Consider the following 17510-nt stretch of genomic DNA (forward strand, 5'->3'; position numbering starts at 1 on the left):
TATATGTGTTTAATTTATAACTTTTTGAAAAAAATATATTTTCTAATTGTAACCATTTTAAACAAGAATAAAAAAAATAATTTTGAATTATCTTTGATAAAGTATTCACTCTTTTAAATTTACAACTAGAAGTAACGATGGTCAAAATATAATAAGTTGCATAATATTATCAAAACTAAAAAATCAAAATTTTTAACTTCACATTCACTTCACTTAAAAAGTTTATAATGTTATCACTTTACATTGAAGGAGAAATAATTATGAAAAAAAGTATTTTATTCGCATCAGCACTTTTAGCTAGCTCAATGCTTTTTGCAGATAGTCTAAAACTTGAAGGTACTATTGCACAAATTTATGATAACAATAAAACCTTGCTTATTGACTCTATTTATGGCGGACAAATGGCTATAAAAGTTCTACCAAATACCGAAATAGAAATGGATAATTGTGGTATTTTTGGAACAGATAAAGATGGAACTTTTAAAGATTTACAGGTTGGAAATTTTTTAGAAAGTAAAATTTCTTATGGAACACCTGCTACACCAAATACTCAAGCTATTCCAGTAGCTAGAAAAATTGAAATTCAATGTTATAAAAAAGCTTATTAATATAAATCCCTTAACAAGGGATTTATAAAATCATTCTTTGCTAAACTACATTCATTGCTCTTAAATAAAAATTTAAACTCTTTTTTAACAAGCAATTTATAAAATAACACTTATATTTTCATCTAAGGCAAATAATGAAAAAATCGATTTTTATTGTTTTTTGTTTTATATTAGGTTTTATTACTCATATATTTTATATAGGATACACTAACGAACTTTTATTTAATAAATTTATTAAAAATTGCAATCCTGATTATACAATTACAGATATTTACTTCAAAAAAGGTTTTTTAACCTCTAAAGGAAGTTTTACTTTAAATCACTCTCATACACAGCTTTCAACCAAAATCAACCTTAAATTTAATAATTATTTTTTCTTAAATAAAATTATAAAAGGAAATTTTACAAATCCTTTTGATTTTTTAGATGAAGTGTTAAAAAACAATAAATTAGGAACTTTTACTCTCAAATTACACGATAACAACTCTAAAATATTTCTAAATATTAAAGATATAAATTTAAGCAATGAAGGCGGAGATACCATCATAAACGGCGGATATATTGAAGCTTTAATAAATAAAAATTTAGAAATTAAAAACATTAAAATACATTTTGATATGATTGATTTTTCTCAATTTTATACTAAATTTGTATTGCAAAATTTAAATTACGAACAATTTTTTAACAATCCTGTACAATTTTATGAGTTAAATTTATTTAGTGATAGCCAACAAGAGATCAACTTTGATTATCTTGTGCTAGATAACAATAAAATCAATTCTTTTTATAGCAAAAACCAAGTAAATTTTAATGAAGAAAATTCAACAGTAAACTTAAACATACAAGGAAAATCCAATGAAATTGATATTGATCTTAAATCTTTATTGGGTCAGAATTTGAATTTTGACAAAACAAAATTTAATATAACCATAAATAAATTTCTTAATTCAAATTTCAATATCTCTTATTTTATCCAAAAAAATCTTGATCTAAAAATACAAAATTTAATTCTTGAAAAAAATAAACAAAATATCAGTCTACAAGGCAATTTAAATATTAACAACTCTTATCAAGCAAAATTACAAGTTATCAGTTCAGATGAACCTGATGAAATTTTTCCTTGGACAAAAGATTATGGAGGTTTAAATCAATATTTTTTAAAAGAAAATAATAACTTTTTTCTAAATTTATCTTATGATAGCCTAGCTAATCCTCAGCTAAAAATTAATGGTAGTGAATTTTCAAATATGGATTTAAATTAATGAGCCTAGCTTTGACCTTTCGCCCTGAAAATTTTGATGATATTTTAGGACAATATGAGCTTATAGAAATTTTCAAAAAATTTACTGCTTTACAAAAACTTCCTCATAGTATTTTTTTTGGAACAGCAGGTTCTGGAAAAACAACTTTTGCTAGAGTTGTAGCAAAAGAATTTGGCTTAGATTTTTATGAATTTGATGGAGGAAATTTTAAACTCGAAGAACTAAGAAAAATTTTAGATAATTATAAAAATAGTCTTTATAAGCCTTTAATTTTTATTGATGAAATTCACCGCCTTAGTAAAACCCAACAAGAAATGCTTTTAATTCCTATGGAAAATTACCGTTTAATTTTAATTGGTGCAAGTACTGAAAATCCCTATTTTGTTTTAAGTTCTGGTATAAGAAGTCGTTCCATGCTTTTCGAATTTAAATCTTTAGGGGTAAAGGAACTTGAAACTTTGCTCTTGCGTGTACAAGAAAAAATGAAATTTAGCATTGACAAAGAAGCTAAAGATTTTCTACTTAAAAGTGCTGATGCAAGAGCTATGCTAAATTTGCTTGAATTTGTCTTGGTTTTAGATGAAAAACATATCAGTCTTGAAAATCTTAAAAAACTTCGCAACACCATAAATAGTGAGGGTATTAGCTCAAAAGATACACATTATATTTTAGCAAGTGCAATGATAAAAAGTTTACGCGGAAGTGACGTTGATGCAGCTATTTATTATCTTGCAAGACTTATTGATGCAGGAGAAAGTGCGGATTTTATCGCTAGGCGTTTGGTGATTTTTTCAAGTGAAGATGTCGGAAATGCCGATCCAAATGCTTTAAATTTAGCAGTTTCAACCCTAGAAGCTGTTAAAAATATAGGTTATCCTGAAGCAAGAATTATCCTAGCTCAATGCGTAGTTTATTTAGCAAGCACAATCAAATCCAATGCAAGCTACAAAGCTATCAATGAAGCTTTAAACTATGTAAAAAATAATGAAGCTTTAGAAATACCTAATTATCTTAACAGCAATCATCAAGAAAAAAGAAACTATCTTTATCCACATGATTTTGGTGGCTGGGTGGAGCAAAAATATCTTAGTAAAAATTTAAAATTTTATCATAGCAAAGGCTTAGGAGAAGAAGTAAAATTGTTAGATAATTTATATAAATTAAAAAACCATAAAGCTTAATTTTATTATTTAAAATTTACAAAATAAATGCTAAAATCAATATTTTATTTTCAAGGAAAAAGATGATTAAAATAGGAATTTATGGCGCTAAAGGACGAATGGGAAAACAGATTGAAGAATGTTTAAAAAGCGAAACACAAGTACAAATTTCGATACTTTATGATAAGGGTGGAAATTTAGAAGAGCTTTTTGAAAAAAGCGATGTGATTATTGATTTTTCTTCCCCAAGTGGAACTCATGAGCTTTTAAATTATGCAAGAACTATGCCTAAACCTTTGGTAATAGGTACAACAGGCCTTGATGAGAAAATTTTACATTTAATGCAAAGTGCTAGTGAAGTAATGCCGATTTTTTACGCGACCAATATGTCTTTAGGTGTTGCGGTTTTAAACTATCTTGCTAGTAAAGCCAGTCAAATGCTAAGAAATTTTGATATAGAAATTTTAGAAATGCATCATCGCCATAAAAAAGATGCACCAAGTGGTACAGCTATGACTTTAGCTCAAAGTGTAGCAAAAGCTAGAAATTTAGAACTTGAAAAAGTAAGAGTAAGTGGAAGAGATGGCATCATAGGTGAAAGAAGTAAAGATGAGATTGCCGTGATGAGTTTAAGGGGTGGCGATATAGTAGGACGTCATACGGTAGGTTTTTATGAAGATGGAGAATTTTTAGAACTTAATCATACCGCTACTTCAAGGGCGACTTTTGCTAAAGGTGCGATTAAAATCGCTATTTGGCTTAGTAAGCAAGAAGCAAAAATGTATTCAATTAATGATTTTTTAGGAATTTAAAATGTGTGCAGTTGTAGGAGTTATTAATTCAAAAAATGCTAGTACTTATGCGTATTATGCTCTTTTTGCTATGCAACACCGTGGACAAGAGGCAAGTGGTATTAGTGTGAGTAATGGTAAAAATATTAAGACTATTAAAGCTAAAGGTGAAGTGAGTCAAATTTTTAATCCCGATAATTTAAAAACTTTAGAAGGTGAAATCGCTATAGGGCATAATCGCTATTGTACAGCAGGAAATTCAAGTTTAAACGATGCCCAACCCATAGCAGCCACTTCGGTTTTAGGTGATATTGCTTTAGCGCATAATGGAAATTTGGTCAATAAAGAAGAAGTAAGATCAAGACTTATTCAAGATGGGGCTATTTTTCAAACCAATATGGACACAGAAAATGTTGTTCATCTTATCGCAAGAAGTAAGCAAGAAAGTCTAAAAGATAGATTTATTGAGAGTTTAAAAGAATGTATAGGAGCTTATTGTTTTGTTTTAGCAAGCAAAGATAAACTTTATATTGTAAGAGATCCTCATGGGGTACGTCCTTTGTCTTTAGGACGTTTAAAAGATGGAGGCTATATAGTTGCTAGTGAAACTTGTGCTTTTGATCTTATAGAGGCTGAATTTATTCGCGATGTTAAACCAGGGGAAATGCTTATTTTTACTCAGGGAAATGATAAATTTGAAAGCATAGAACTTTTTTTTCAAACTCCTAGAATTTGCGCTTTTGAATACATTTATTTTGCTAGACCTGATAGCATAGTAGAAGGTAAAAGCGTGTATGAAGTGCGTAAAAAAATGGGCGAAGCTTTAGCTAAAAAATTTGCTTATAAAGCAGACTTTGTCGTGCCTGTGCCAGATAGTGGAGTAAGTGCAGCTATAGGTTTTGCTCAATATTTACAAATCCCTCTTGAAATGGCAATAGTAAGAAATCATTATGTAGGAAGAACTTTTATAGAGCCAACTCAAGAGCTTAGAAATTTAAAAGTAAAATTAAAGCTTAACCCTATGCGTAAAGTTTTAGAAGGCAAAGAAATCGTAGTCATTGATGATAGCTTGGTGCGTGGCACTACTTCTAAAAAAATAATTTCCTTACTTCGTGCTGCAGGAGCGAGCAAAATCCATCTTGCCATAGCTTGTCCTGAGATCAAATTTCCTGATACTTACGGTATAGATACTCCAACTTTTGAAGAACTTATCAGCGCAAATAAAAATGCTGAAGAAGTGCGTGAATATGTAGAAGCTGATACGCTAAGTTTTTTAAGCATAGAAGAGCTAACTCAAAGCATAGGCAATGAAAGAAAATATTCTTTAATCAGTTTTGATGGAGATTATTTTATCAAATAATTTTATTTTAAATTAGGATTAGGCAAGGTTGCACTTGCACTTCCTACATTTATATTTTGAGTTGGTGGCAAAGGAGTATTTGGCGTATCAATTTGACTTAAGAGCTCTAAAGTTTGGTTAAATTCAAAGCTTTCCTCAGGGTTTTGTCCTAAGAATTTTTGCATAAATTCTTTTTTAGAAATAGCTTCATCAAGTTCTTTATCACTTCCTTTTTGATAAGCACCAATGCGAAGCAGTACTTCATTTTCTTTTAAAAGCGAGTTTAAACGCTTAAATTTTCTTGCCCAAAGTTTGTGTTCAGGACTTATAATATCACTCATTACCCTTGAAGCAGAGTTTTGTATATTAATAGGAGGATAAATTCCAAAGTCTGTTAATTCACGACTTAAAACAATGTGTCCATCTAAGATAGAACGACTTTGATCGGCGATTGGATCGCTCATATCATCTCCATCTACTAAAACGGTAAAAAAGGCTGTTATAGTGCCTTTACCTTCTTCTTTACCCGTTCTTTCCATGAGTTGAGGCAAAAGACTTAAAACGCTTGGCGGATAACCTTTGGTTGTAGGAGGCTCCCCAAGAGCTAGTCCTATTTCTCTTTGCGCCATAGCAAAACGCGTTACACTATCCATGATAAAAAGTACATCTTTACCTTGTTCTTTAAAATATTCTGCCACACTCATTGCACAAAAAGCACCGTATTTACGCATCAAAGCACTATCATCACTTGTAGCAACAATAATCACTGTATCATCGAGCTTTCCACCTAAATTTTTTTGTATAAATTCAGGAATTTCACGCCCCCTTTCTCCTATGAGAGCCACTACTTTTATAGGAGCTTTGGAATTTTTAACTATCATTCCCATAAGAGTGGATTTTCCTACCCCGCTTCCTGCAAAAATACCAAGTTTTTGTCCTACACCACAAGTTAAAAGCGCGTCTATGGTTTTAACACCCACGGGAAAAACTTCTTCTATAAGCCCTCTTTTCATCGCATCAATAGGTGCACGCATTATAGGCATATATTTACTTACTTCTATAGCTCCTTTACCATCTTTTGGGCGCATAAAAGGATCTACCACTCTGCCTAAAAGTTCATCGCTAACGCCTATTTGCATACCTGCATCACTTATGAAAGCACGATCGCCTATTTTAAAACCTTCTATAAAAGAAAAAGGACTTAAATAGCTAAATTGTTCTTTAATTTCTACGACCATAGCTAGAGTGTTTAAATTTTCATTTTCATTGGAAACTAACTTCACTATATCTCCAACCCCTGTTTTAAGCCCACGAATTTCTATACTCGTAGCAGAAATTTTTGTAATCTCTCCAAAAATAGCACTTAAATTTTCTTTACCAAGTTTTGATCGTAGTTTTTCAAGATTCATTAAAATCTTACCTGTTTAGCAGAGTTTATGAGAGAAAAAAATTCCTCTCTAGTTTTTTCATTTTTCAAGAAAATTCCACGCAAAGCTGAAGTTGTAGTGGTGGAATTAGCTTTTTGTACTCCACGCATTTCAACACACATATGTCTTGCTTCTATGACTACGCCAACACCTTTGGCATCGACATTTTCCATTAAAGCTTGTGCGATTTGTTCGGTAAGTTGTTCTTGAATTTGAAGTCTTCTTGCAAACACCTCTACAAGGCGTGGAATTTTGCTTAAACCTACTACTTTTTTATTAGGAATATAGGCTACATGAGCACGCCCAAAAAAAGGTAAAAGATGATGTTCGCAAAGACTATAAAATTCTATATCACGCACCAAAACCATTTCATTATTAGAGCTTTCAAATAAAGCATTATTTAAAATTTCTTTGACATTTTGCGTATAACCACTGGTAAGAAATTCATAAGCTTTAAAAACACGATTTGGTGTTTTAATAAGCCCTTCACGATTTGGATTTTCTCCTATAATTTCAAGCATGGTTTTAACACAATCTTCAAATTTTTTTTGCAAATTTTTCTCCAAAAAATATTTTTATATTTTAATAATAATGTAATATTGCAATTTTATCATAAATTACTTTAAAATTTTATGCAAGTAATAAGGAAAAATTTGCTATCATTGAAAGCAAATTTTATTTTATAAGGAAAAAACTATGGAAGTAAAGGCAAAGCAACTAGATTCTGTTAATGCGACTGCTAGTGTAAAAATTCCTTCAGGAATGATCAAAAGTGAAGTAGAAAATTTAGCAAAAAAAGCTTCTAAAAGTGTAAAAATGGACGGTTTTAGACCAGGAAAAGTTCCTGTAAGTGCTGTACTTAAAAGATATGAAAGAGAACTCACTCAAGATGCAGAACAAAATCTTTTTAAATCCGCTGTAAATAGTGCTTTACAAGAACTTAAAAAAGAAAGTAAAGAGCTTGTAGGTGAGCCATATTTTGAAAAATTTGATCGTAAAGATGGAGAAATTATTGCTGAGTTAATACTTTCTTTTAAACCTGAAATTAAACTTGATGGTTATGAAAAACTTATCCCTGAATATCAAACTCCAAAAGTAAGTAAAAAAGAAATTGATGAGAAGAAAGATGAACTTTTAAAGCGTTTTGCTACTCCTGAAGCTATAAAAACAAAAAGAGCTTTAAAAGAAGGTGATTTTGCAAAATTTGATTTTGAAGGTTTTGTAGATGATAAAGCTTTTGAAGGTGGTAAAGCTGAAAATTATGTTTTAGAAATTGGTTCTAAGCAATTTATTCCAGGTTTTGAAGATGGTATGGTAGGAATGAAAATAGGTGAAGAAAAAGATATCAAAGTAACTTTCCCTAAAGAATACGGTGCGACGCATTTAGCGGGTAAAGATGCAGTATTTAAAGTAAAACTACATGAAATTCAAGAACTTAAAATTCCAGAACTTGATGATGAAATGCTTAAAAAACTTTTACCAGGAGAAGAAAAAGCTAGTGTTGAAGTTTTAGATGAAAAATTAAAAGAGCAAATCAAAAATGAAAAACTTTTTAAACTTGTAAATGACGAATTAAAAGGTAAATTTGCAGATGCTTTGATTGAAAAATATAATTTTGATTTACCTAAAGGCATAGTAGAACAAGAAACTGATATGCAAATGCGTGCGGCTTTTAATACTTTTAGCGAAAAAGAAATTGAAGAGCTTAAAGCAAGTAAAGAAAAATACCAAGAAAAACGTGATTCTTTTAAAGAAGAAGCGCAAAAAAGTGTAAAACTTACTTTTATTATTGATGAGCTTGCAAAATTGCGTAAGATTGAGGTAAATGATCAAGAATTGATTCAAGCGATTTATTTTGAAGCATATCGCTATGGTATGAATCCAAAAGAGCATTTAGAAAACTATAAAAAACAAGGAGCTTTACCTGCTGTGAAAATGGCTTTAATTGAAGAAAAACTTTTTAATGATATTTTTATGCCAAAAACAGAAAAATCGGAAAAAGTGAGCAAAAAAGAGAAAGAAGATAAATAATGTTTATTCCTTATGTTATTGAAAAATCTAGTCGTGGTGAAAGAAGTTATGACATTTATTCACGCCTTTTAAAAGATAGAATTATTATGTTAAGTGGTGAAATTCATGATGAACTTGCCGCTTCTATCGTAGCACAACTTCTTTTTTTAGAAGCTGAAGATCCTACGAAAGATATTTATCTTTATATCAATTCTCCAGGTGGTGTAATTACAAGTGGTTTTAGCATTTATGATACTATGAACTATATCAAACCTGATGTTTGTACGATTTGTATAGGACAAGCTGCTTCTATGGGAGCATTTTTGCTTAGTTGTGGCGCAGAAGGAAAACGTTTTGCTTTGCCTAATTCACGTATTATGATTCATCAACCTTTAGGTGGAGCTAGAGGTCAAGCCACAGATATTGAAATTCAAGCCAAAGAAATTTTAAGACTCAAAACTATACTTAATGATATTTTGGCAAAAAATACTAAGCAAAAAGTTGCAAAAATAGCAAAAGATACAGAAAGAGATTTTTTCATGTCAGCACAAGAAGCTAAAGAATATGGGCTGATTGATAAGGTTTTGGAAAAAAGTTTTAAATGATTTCTTTGGAGATCATTTAAAACAAAGGCTTTTTAATGGTTAGAAAAATTATCACTTATCCCAATCCTAGACTTTTTTTAAACTCTGAAATTGTAAATAAATTTGATACAAAACTTCACACCTTACTTGATGATATGTATGAAACTATGATAGCAAGTAATGGAGTAGGTTTAGCAGCTATTCAAGTGGATATTCCTTTGCGTGTTTTACTTGTGAATATTTTTAATGAAAATGATGAACAAAAAAAAGAAGATTTGCTAGAGATTATCAATCCTGAAATTATTCCTTTAGATGAAGAAATGATCACTTGCATAGAAGGATGTTTGAGTGTGCCAGATTTTTTTGAAGAAGTGAAACGCTATAATCATATCTTGCTTAAATATCAAGATCGCTTTGGAGAATTTAAAGAACTTGAAGCAAAAGGTTTTTTAGCTGTGGCTATTCAACACGAAAATGATCATTTAAATGGACATTTATTTATAGAAAAAATTTCCTTTGCCAAGCGTCAAAAATTCGATAAAGAATTTAAGAAAAAGAAGAAAAATCATAAAAAAGAGAAATGAAAAAACTAAAGTGCATAAGCTTTCATGAAGGCTTAGACATTATAGAGGTAGAATCCACTTTTACAAGAGGTTTGCCAAATTTAAGCATAGTAGGGCTTGCAAGTGCAGCGATTAAGGAAAGTGTCGAACGCATCAAAGCCACGCTTTTAAGTTGTGATTTTGCTTTTCCTGCTAAAAAAATTACTATCAATCTTAGTCCTTCAGGCATCCCAAAAAAGGGATCGCATTTTGATTTGGCTATCGCTTTATTAATTCTTTTGCAAAATGAAGAATTAGATGACTTTTTTGTAGTAGGAGAATTAGGACTTGATGGAAGTATTAAAAGTACAAATGAGCTTTTTTCTTTGCTTTTGTTTCTCTCTGCTAAAATTAAAAAAGCTAAAATCGTTGTTCCAAAAAGTATAGCGCAAAAAGCTTCCATGATACCAAATTTGGAGGTTTATGGACTTGAAAATTTAAATGAAGCAATAGAGTTTTTTAAAGAAAAAAATTATGAAAATTTTCGCTTTTCTCACAATCATCCTTTATTCGCAAGCCCTTTACAAATAGAAAATGAAATTTTTTTACAAAATATGGATTTTAAACTTGATTTTAAAGACATCAAAGGACAAGAAAAAGCCAAAAGAGCTTGTATGATAGCTGCTTTAGGTATGCATAATATCTTATTTGAAGGAAGTCCAGGAAGTGGTAAAAGTATGTGTGCTAAACGCCTTGTTTATATCATGCCTCCTCAAAGTTTAAGTGAAATTTTAATGCAAAATGCTTATATGTCTTTAGATTCAAAAGATTGTGAATTTACTAAAATTCGTGCTTTTCGTCATCCTCATCATACTTCTACAAGAGCAAGTATTTTTGGCGGAGGAACAAAAAATGCTAGAATTGGAGAAGTCGCACTTGCAAATGGTGGAGTATTGTTTTTTGATGAATTTCCACATTTTAACAAGCAAATCATAGAGAGTTTAAGAGAACCTTTGGAGGATCATAAAATTCATATTTCAAGAGTAAATTCTAAAATCACTTATGAAACAAAATTTAGCTTTATAGCTGCCCAAAATCCTTGTCCTTGCGGAAATTTATTTTCTAAAAATCTTTCTTGTGTTTGTAGTGAAAATGAGATTAAAAAATACAAAAATCACATTTCAGCTCCTATTATGGATAGGATTGATCTTTATGTAGCTATGGATGAGATCAGCAAGGATGATAAAACAAGTATAAGTTCTAAAGAAATGAGTGAAAAAATTTTACAAGCTTTTATTTTTGGTAAAAAACGAGGGCAAAAAGAATTTAATGGGAAATTAAAAGATGAAGATTTAAGTCGTTTTTGTGTATTGGAAAAAGATGCTAAAGATACGCTAGATTTAGCAATTTCACGTTATAATCTTTCTTTGCGATCGCTTAATAAAATTTTAAAAGTTTCAAGAAGTATAGCAGATTTAGAACAAAGTCTTAATATTAACAAAACCCATATTTTAGAAGCTTTAAGCTTTAGAGCAAGGAATTAAAATGGAAAATAAAAGTATAGCTATCTTTATAGATGCAGAAAATATCCCTGCAAAATACGCTAAAAGTATTTTTGATATCGCTTCAGATTATGGAGAGGTTATCATTAAACGCATTTATGGGGATTGGACTCAAAAAAATATACAAGGTTGGAGAGAGCAAATTGCTGAATATTCTTTAATCGCTATGCAACAATTTAATTTTGCAGCCAACAAAAACTCAAGCGATATGTATTTAATCACTGAAATCATGTCCATATTTTATGAAAAAAATATAGATATTTTTGTTATTGTTTCAAGCGATAGTGATTATACTTCACTCATTCAAAAATTAAGAGAAAATAAAAAACAAGTTATAGGAATGGGGCTTGAAAAGTCTATAAAATCTTATATAAATGCTTTTAGTGAATTTTTTTATTTAGATAAAGATGAGAGTAAAAAAGAAGATATTTTAAGTAAGGATTATTTAAGAGCTTTAATCAATATCACCGAACAGCTTATCGATGAAAAAGGGCGTGCCGAATACGCACAAATCCGCACTAATATGAACCGCAAATACTCGGATTTTCATCCACAAAATTATGGTTTTAAGAATTTTCGTGCTTTGATCCAGAAATTTTTACCCAAAATGAAAAAATTTGAAGAAGAAAGAGAAAAAAATATATATTTTTTGGTGAAAAAAGATTATGAAAGCTATTATTGATAATATAAAAATTTTAGAACAAAATGCTATAAATAAAGGCTTAGATGAGCTTATTTTAATGGAAAATGCGGGATTAAATTTAGCTAAGCTAATTAAAAAAGAAGCTAAAAAAATTCGCATTCAATGCAAGATTAAAAAAGTAAAAATACTTTTTTTATTAGGTGGGGGTAACAACGCTTCAGATGGCTTGGTGGCTTTAAGAAATTTAAAACACGCTAAAGCTTATAAAATAGGCTTTAAAGAAAATACGCTTTTTAAAAAACAAGAGCAAATTTTACAAAATTATGCTTTTAAATTTTGTAAAAAAGAACCCGATTTTAAGAAATTTCATATTATTGTTGATTGTATTTTAGGCACAGGTTCAAATCGTTGTTTAGATGAAAAAACAAGTTTAATCATTCAAAAAGTTAATCAAAGCAAGGCTTTAAAAATAGCTTGTGATATACCTACAAATTTGGGATTTTATCCTTGTTTTAAAGCTGATATTACACTTTGCATGGGAGCTTTAAAGGAAATTTTACTTGAAGATTTTGCTAAGGAATTTGTAGGAAGGATTAAAATAGCCAATTTAGGCATTAACTCTAAGCAATTTTACCCTAATTCTCAAGCTTTTTTGCTTGAAAAAAAAGATTTAAAAACTATAGATAGAAAAATCAACGCCAATAAAGGAAATTTTGGCCATATTTATATAGTTGCCAATGCAAGTGCTGGAACTTTAGCAGGACTTGGAGCCTTAAATTTTGGAGCAGGTCTTGTTTCTTTAGTAGCACAAAAAAGTTTCTCGCCTCTTTTGATGTTAAAAGAAAAAATTGAAAATAATGCAAGTGCTATTGCTTTAGGTATGGGGCTTGAAAATTTGGATTTTCTAAAAGATGAAATTTTGCAAAACACTCCTTTGATCTTGGATGCAAACTGCTTTTTAAGTGAGGCTTTGCTTTGGTATTTAAACAGAAAAGATGTCGTTATAACCCCTCATCCAAAAGAATTTATAAAACTTTATAAAATGTGCTTTGATGAGGATTTAGATATAGAAACATTGCAAAAAAATCGCTTTTTCTATGCTAGAAAATTTTCACAAAATTATGATTGTGTTCTTGTTTTAAAAGGAGCAAATCCTATTATTGTGCAAAAAGAAAAATTATTTGTTGTAAATTTAGGAAATCAAGCCTTAGCTAAAGGTGGGAGCGGAGATGTTTTAAGTGGAATGATTGCTGCACATTTAGGTTTTGGTTTTAGCGCTTTAGAAGCAGTAAAAAATGCTACTTTAGCTCATGGACTTGTTGCAAAAAATATAAATTTAATAAAAATAGCTTTGACGCTTTAAAACTTATCAAAGGATTAAAATGCTTGTAAAATTAGCTGTACTTTTTAGTGGAAATGGAAGTAATTTAGAAAATATTTTAGAAAAACTTCATAAAAAAACCATAAGGGAAAATACCTATGAAGTAGTACTTTGCCTTTGCAATAAAAAAGACGCTTTTGGTATACAAAGAGCAAAAAAATTTGGTCTTGATACTGTCATTGTTGATCATAAGGCTTATAATACTCGTGAAGAATTTGATGCAATTTTGGTACAAAAAATCAAAGAAAGTGGAGCAAATCTTACTGTATTAGCAGGTTTTATGAGAATTTTAAGCCCTGTTTTTACAAAAAATATTAAGGCAATTAACCTTCATCCTTCTTTATTGCCACTTTTTAAAGGAGCACATGCGATTAAAGAAAGTTATGAAAGTGATATGAAAGTGGCTGGTGTGAGTGTGCATTGGGTCAGTGAAGAACTTGATGGTGGAATGATTATAGCTCAAAAAGCTTTTGAAAAAAGAAATTTGAGTTTTGAAGAATTTGAAGAAAAAATTCATAGTCTAGAACATGAAATTTTACCCTTAAGTGTGATTGAAATTTTTTCTTAAAGAATTAAAGGTATTTGCTTTAAAACTATAAAATATCGCTTTAAAAAATTTTAAAATTTTCAAGGAAATTTATGTTTGAATGGATATTTAGTATTGATGCTTGGATTACTTTAGCTACTTTAAGTGCTCTTGAAATTGTACTAGGGATAGATAATATCATTTTTTTAGCTATTTTAGTAAGTAAACTACCCCCTAAACATCGTGATAAAGGACGTATTTTAGGTTTAGCTTTTGCAATGATTACAAGAATTTTACTTCTTTTATCTCTTTTTTGGGTGATGAAACTTGTAACACCTTTGTTTAGTGTATTAGGCAATGAAATTTCAGGAAGAGATCTGGTTCTTTTACTAGGTGGGCTTTTCTTGATTGTAAAGTCTATTAAAGAAATTAAAGAGCAAATTTCTCATCAAGAAGAAAGTCAAAGTCATTTTAAAGCAAGCAATAAACTTTGGATAGTTGTAGCTGAAATTGCTGTGATTGACATAGTGTTTTCGCTTGATAGTGTTATTACCGCAGTAGGAATTGCTCAAGATGTAACCATCATGATTATCGCTGTTATTATCGCAGTAGCTGTGATGCTTTTTGCTTCTAAACCTATAGCAAATTTCGTTGAAAAATATCCAAGCATTAAAATTTTAGCCTTAGCTTTTTTGGTGTTAATAGGCGTAGTTTTAGTTGCTGAAAGTTTTGATATTCATATTGATAAGGCATATATTTATACTGCTATGGTTTTTGCTTTAGTGGTGCAAATTTTAAATATTTTAGATCAAAGAAAGGAAAAAAATGGCTAAAGACGCTAATGGAACAGAACTTAACGCAGGTGATAGCGTGAGTGCAATAAAAGATCTTAAGGTTAAAGGTGCAAGTACAACTTTAAAACGTGGAACTACTATAAAAAATATTAAGCTCACTTCTAAAGAAGGTGAAATTGAGGCTAGAGTAGATAAATTTGGCGTTATTGTTTTAAAAACTGAATTTTTAAAGAAAATCTAGGCAAAGAATGTGAGAATCTTACTTGTTTTAAGAGGGAATTATTACGCAGGACAAGAAGAATTTATCAAAAATAATAAACTTCAAAATTATACACTTGATTTAAATGCTTTGCGTCTTTTATCAGGAAGCGTTAAAAATATAGTCAGTGAATATAAAATTTTAAATGTTAAAAATGATGAAGATTTGAGTAAAATTTTACTCAAACTTCTAGAAATGCGTATGCAAAAAGGTGAGTTTTGCATCATAAACGCTTACAATGAAACATTAAAAATTTATAAAGACTTAGCTAAACAATATCGCTATAAAATGTATGTTATTGTTTTTGATAGCTCTTTAAAACAATGTCAAGAAAAAAATCTTTTAGAAGCTAAAAAAAATGGATATATCATCCCTTATGCTCTTTTGGAAAAAACTCAAGATTTACTCAAAAAAAATCCAAAAAAATACGCAATTTTAGACTCAAGTGACTGGAAAAAATGTCTTTACCAAATGCCAAATTTAAGCAAATACAAAAAAATTCATCATATAGGAGATTTACAAGGTTGTTATAGTGTTTTAAAAGAATACATTAAAACAATCAAAGAAGATGAATTTTATATATTTTTAGGAGATTATATCAACAGAGGTATAGAAAATGGCAAAGTAATAAAATTTCTTTTAAAAATTTGTGAAAAAGAAAATGTATGCTTACTAGAAGGAAATCACGAAAGACATCTTATAAAATGGGCTAATGGAGAATTGTCAAATTCCAAAGAATTTAATGAAAATACTTTAAAGGATTTTAGAAAAGAAAAACTTACTCCAAGAGATGCTAGAAAACTCTATCCTCATCTAAAAGAATGTTTATACTACAAATTCCAAAATAAATTCATATTTTGTTCACATGGAGGAGTAAATTTTATACCCTCCAAACCTGAAAAAATAAGTTTTATACCAAGCCATGATTTTATTTATGGTGTAGGTGGATATGAAGACAGTCAAAAAATAGCAAATCAATTTTGTAATTTCACCTCGGACAATCTTTATCAAATCTTTGGACACAGAAATAAAGAAAAACTTCCTATGAAAATAGCCAAAAGAGTATTTTTATGCGAGGGTAAAATAGATGATGGTGGATATTTACGCGTAGTTACACTAGATAAAAAAGGTTTTGAGTGTATAGAAATTAAAAACCAAATTTACAAAAAGAAATAAGCCTAAAGAGGCTTATTCTTCATCTTTATTTGTTTTTTTAACCACCTTAACACGCTCTATAGAATTCCCATCCATTTTTTTAACTTCATAGTAACAAAGTTCATCTTCAATGCGATCTCCTACTATAGGCAAGCGTCCTAAAAGATTAAATACATATCCACCTATAGTAACTTGTTCTAAATCCTCATTATAGTTTATTACAAGCATTTCTTCAACAGTTTCTATATCGCATCGTCCTTGAAATTCATAGATATTTTCAGCAAGTTTTTTATAGCTGTCTTCTTCATGCTCGCTTTTAATTTCGCCAATAATTTCTTCCATGATATCTTCCATGGTTAAAATTCCAGCAGTTCCACCATACTCATCAACTACTAATGCAGTATGAGAGCGTTCTTTATTCATCATTACAAGTACTTTTGAAATGCTGATATTTTCAGGAACTAAAATCAAAGGTTTAACAAAAGTATCTAAATTTTGACTTTTATGGCTTAATTCATTTTGTATTATATCTCGTATGTGTATCATCCCTAAAATAGTATCTTTAGAACCGTCAATATAAGGAAAGCGAGTATGTTTATGTTCACAAATGATTTGCATATTTTCTTCGTAACTTTTTTGTTTATTTAGACAAATCATATCTTTTCTAGGAGTCATAATCTCTTTAGCAACAGTATCTGAAAAATCAACAGCATTGCGTATGATCTCTGTTTCAAATTCATCTAAAACTCCACCTTTTTGACTCTCACTTGCTATGATTTTAATTTCTTCTTCGCTATGAGTTAGCTCGCTTTCTTTAGCAGGTTTTATTCCAAAAAGTTTCAAACTTATAGCTGCTAAAAAATCGAAAATTTTAATACAAGGCAAAAAGAGTATCCAAAACCAATGAAGAGGTCTAGCTATAAATAAAACCGCTTTATCTGCAACTGCAATAGCTATACTTTTTGGCACAAGTTCTCCTAAAACCACATGTAAAAGAGTAATAATACTAAAAGCAATAATAAAAGCTATAGTATGGATAATAACAGTGCTAAAACCAAGATTAATAAGCGGAATTTCTAGCATTTTTGCAATAGCAGGCTCACCTATCCAACCAAGAGCTAGAGAACTTAAAGTGATTCCTAATTGACAAGCACTAAGATAAGTATCAAGTCTTGAAGTAACCTCCAAAGCTTTCTTGGCACCAGCTTTTTTTTCTTTTACCATCTCTTCAAGCTTGGAACGACGTACTTTAACAATACTAAATTCAGACAAAACAAAAAAACCATTTAAAAACACTAGAGCAAGTGCAACAACAACCATAAGTATAGAATATCCTGCATCAAAAGATGCTGTAGAAGTTTGGTTTAAATCCAAAACCTGACTGGGGTCCAATGAAGCTCCTTAAGAAATAAAATATTATTAAACCTTATTATACACAATTAAAAGTAAATTTAATATTTGAATTTT

The 17510-nt window shown here is 29.9% G+C and carries 17 protein-coding genes and 1 pseudogene; 15 read left to right on the forward strand and 3 right to left on the reverse strand.

Going from position 1 to position 17510, the window contains the following annotated elements; translation table 11 throughout:
- Positions 1–260 precede the first annotated feature (260 nt).
- The 5 genes from ELQ07_RS06385 to purF all read left to right on the forward strand — a co-directional run bounded on the left by ELQ07_RS06385 (position 261) and on the right by purF (position 5181).
- A complete protein-coding gene (locus ELQ07_RS06385) occupies positions 261–608 on the forward strand; it encodes a hypothetical protein (RefSeq protein ID WP_096702706.1) in 348 nt (115 codons plus the stop codon).
- Positions 609–742: 134 nt separating this feature from the next.
- Positions 743–1870 carry a hypothetical protein gene (locus tag ELQ07_RS06390; RefSeq protein ID WP_070316659.1) on the forward strand — a complete coding sequence of 376 codons (1128 nt, stop codon included), beginning with the start codon at positions 743–745 and terminating at the stop codon, positions 1868–1870.
- Positions 1870–3051: an AAA family ATPase gene (locus ELQ07_RS06395; protein WP_134224898.1), complete on the forward strand. Its 1182-nt coding sequence runs from the start codon at positions 1870–1872 to the stop codon at positions 3049–3051. Before ELQ07_RS06390 ends, ELQ07_RS06395 begins: the two co-directional genes overlap by 1 nt.
- A gap of 62 nt (positions 3052–3113) precedes the next feature.
- Positions 3114–3842 (forward strand): 4-hydroxy-tetrahydrodipicolinate reductase, encoded by a 729-nt coding sequence (gene dapB / locus ELQ07_RS06400; protein WP_044260750.1) that lies wholly within the window; start codon positions 3114–3116, stop codon positions 3840–3842.
- A gap of 1 nt (position 3843) precedes the next feature.
- Positions 3844–5181: an amidophosphoribosyltransferase gene (gene purF / locus ELQ07_RS06405; RefSeq protein ID WP_134224899.1), complete on the forward strand. Its 1338-nt coding sequence runs from the start codon at positions 3844–3846 to the stop codon at positions 5179–5181.
- Between the two features lie 2 nt (positions 5182–5183).
- Here the strand turns inward: purF and fliI are convergent, their stop codons facing one another.
- Positions 5184–6569 carry a flagellar protein export ATPase FliI gene (gene fliI, locus ELQ07_RS06410; protein WP_002854283.1) on the reverse strand — a complete coding sequence of 462 codons (1386 nt, stop codon included), beginning with the start codon at positions 6567–6569 and terminating at the stop codon, positions 5184–5186.
- Complete coding sequence (folE, locus tag ELQ07_RS06415; protein ID WP_002937171.1) at positions 6569–7141, reverse strand: GTP cyclohydrolase I FolE; 573 nt, start codon at positions 7139–7141, stop codon at positions 6569–6571. The genes fliI and folE overlap by 1 nt, the downstream gene beginning before the upstream one ends.
- 142 nt (positions 7142–7283) lie before the next feature.
- On the opposite strand from folE, the gene tig reads away from it, so the two are divergent.
- From tig to ELQ07_RS06465, 10 genes and pseudogenes are all read left to right on the forward strand, one after another.
- Entirely contained in the window at positions 7284–8618 is a 1335-nt protein-coding gene (tig, locus tag ELQ07_RS06420; RefSeq protein WP_134224900.1) for a trigger factor, read from the forward strand.
- The gene (gene clpP, locus ELQ07_RS06425; RefSeq protein WP_002806309.1) at positions 8618–9202 is read left to right on the forward strand and encodes an ATP-dependent Clp endopeptidase proteolytic subunit ClpP; all 585 of its coding nucleotides are present in this window, start codon (positions 8618–8620) and stop codon (positions 9200–9202) included. The genes tig and clpP overlap by 1 nt, the downstream gene beginning before the upstream one ends.
- Positions 9203–9237: 35 nt before the next feature.
- Positions 9238–9765, forward strand: a complete 528-nt coding sequence (gene def, locus ELQ07_RS06430; RefSeq protein ID WP_088303918.1) for a peptide deformylase — start codon at positions 9238–9240, stop codon at positions 9763–9765.
- Complete coding sequence (locus tag ELQ07_RS06435) at positions 9762–11267, forward strand: YifB family Mg chelatase-like AAA ATPase (RefSeq protein WP_088303917.1); 1506 nt, start codon at positions 9762–9764, stop codon at positions 11265–11267. The genes def and ELQ07_RS06435 overlap by 4 nt, the downstream gene beginning before the upstream one ends.
- 1 nt (position 11268) lies before the next feature.
- Positions 11269–11967: an NYN domain-containing protein gene (locus ELQ07_RS06440; protein WP_002937165.1), complete on the forward strand. Its 699-nt coding sequence runs from the start codon at positions 11269–11271 to the stop codon at positions 11965–11967.
- Positions 11951–13320: pseudogene (locus tag ELQ07_RS06445) on the forward strand (NAD(P)H-hydrate dehydratase). The gene ELQ07_RS06440 and the pseudogene ELQ07_RS06445 overlap by 17 nt, the downstream one beginning before the upstream one ends.
- Positions 13311–13877: a phosphoribosylglycinamide formyltransferase gene (gene purN, locus ELQ07_RS06450; RefSeq protein WP_070316667.1), complete on the forward strand. Its 567-nt coding sequence runs from the start codon at positions 13311–13313 to the stop codon at positions 13875–13877. Before ELQ07_RS06445 ends, purN begins: the two are co-directional and overlap by 10 nt.
- A 71-nt stretch (positions 13878–13948) precedes the next feature.
- Positions 13949–14668: a TerC family protein gene (locus tag ELQ07_RS06455; protein ID WP_134224902.1), complete on the forward strand. Its 720-nt coding sequence runs from the start codon at positions 13949–13951 to the stop codon at positions 14666–14668.
- Positions 14661–14870: an alkylphosphonate utilization protein gene (locus ELQ07_RS06460; RefSeq protein ID WP_070316669.1), complete on the forward strand. Its 210-nt coding sequence runs from the start codon at positions 14661–14663 to the stop codon at positions 14868–14870. Before ELQ07_RS06455 ends, ELQ07_RS06460 begins: the two co-directional genes overlap by 8 nt.
- A gap of 9 nt (positions 14871–14879) precedes the next feature.
- The gene (locus tag ELQ07_RS06465) at positions 14880–16064 is read left to right on the forward strand and encodes a metallophosphoesterase (protein ID WP_134224903.1); all 1185 of its coding nucleotides are present in this window, start codon (positions 14880–14882) and stop codon (positions 16062–16064) included.
- Positions 16065–16076: 12 nt separating this feature from the next.
- Here the strand turns inward: ELQ07_RS06465 and ELQ07_RS06470 are convergent, their stop codons facing one another.
- A complete protein-coding gene (locus ELQ07_RS06470) occupies positions 16077–17435 on the reverse strand; it encodes a hemolysin family protein (RefSeq protein WP_134224904.1) in 1359 nt (452 codons plus the stop codon).
- Positions 17436–17510 lie beyond the last annotated feature (75 nt).

This window comes from Campylobacter sp. US55 (genome assembly GCF_004378955.1).
GTDB lineage: Bacteria > Campylobacterota > Campylobacteria > Campylobacterales > Campylobacteraceae > Campylobacter_D > Campylobacter_D jejuni.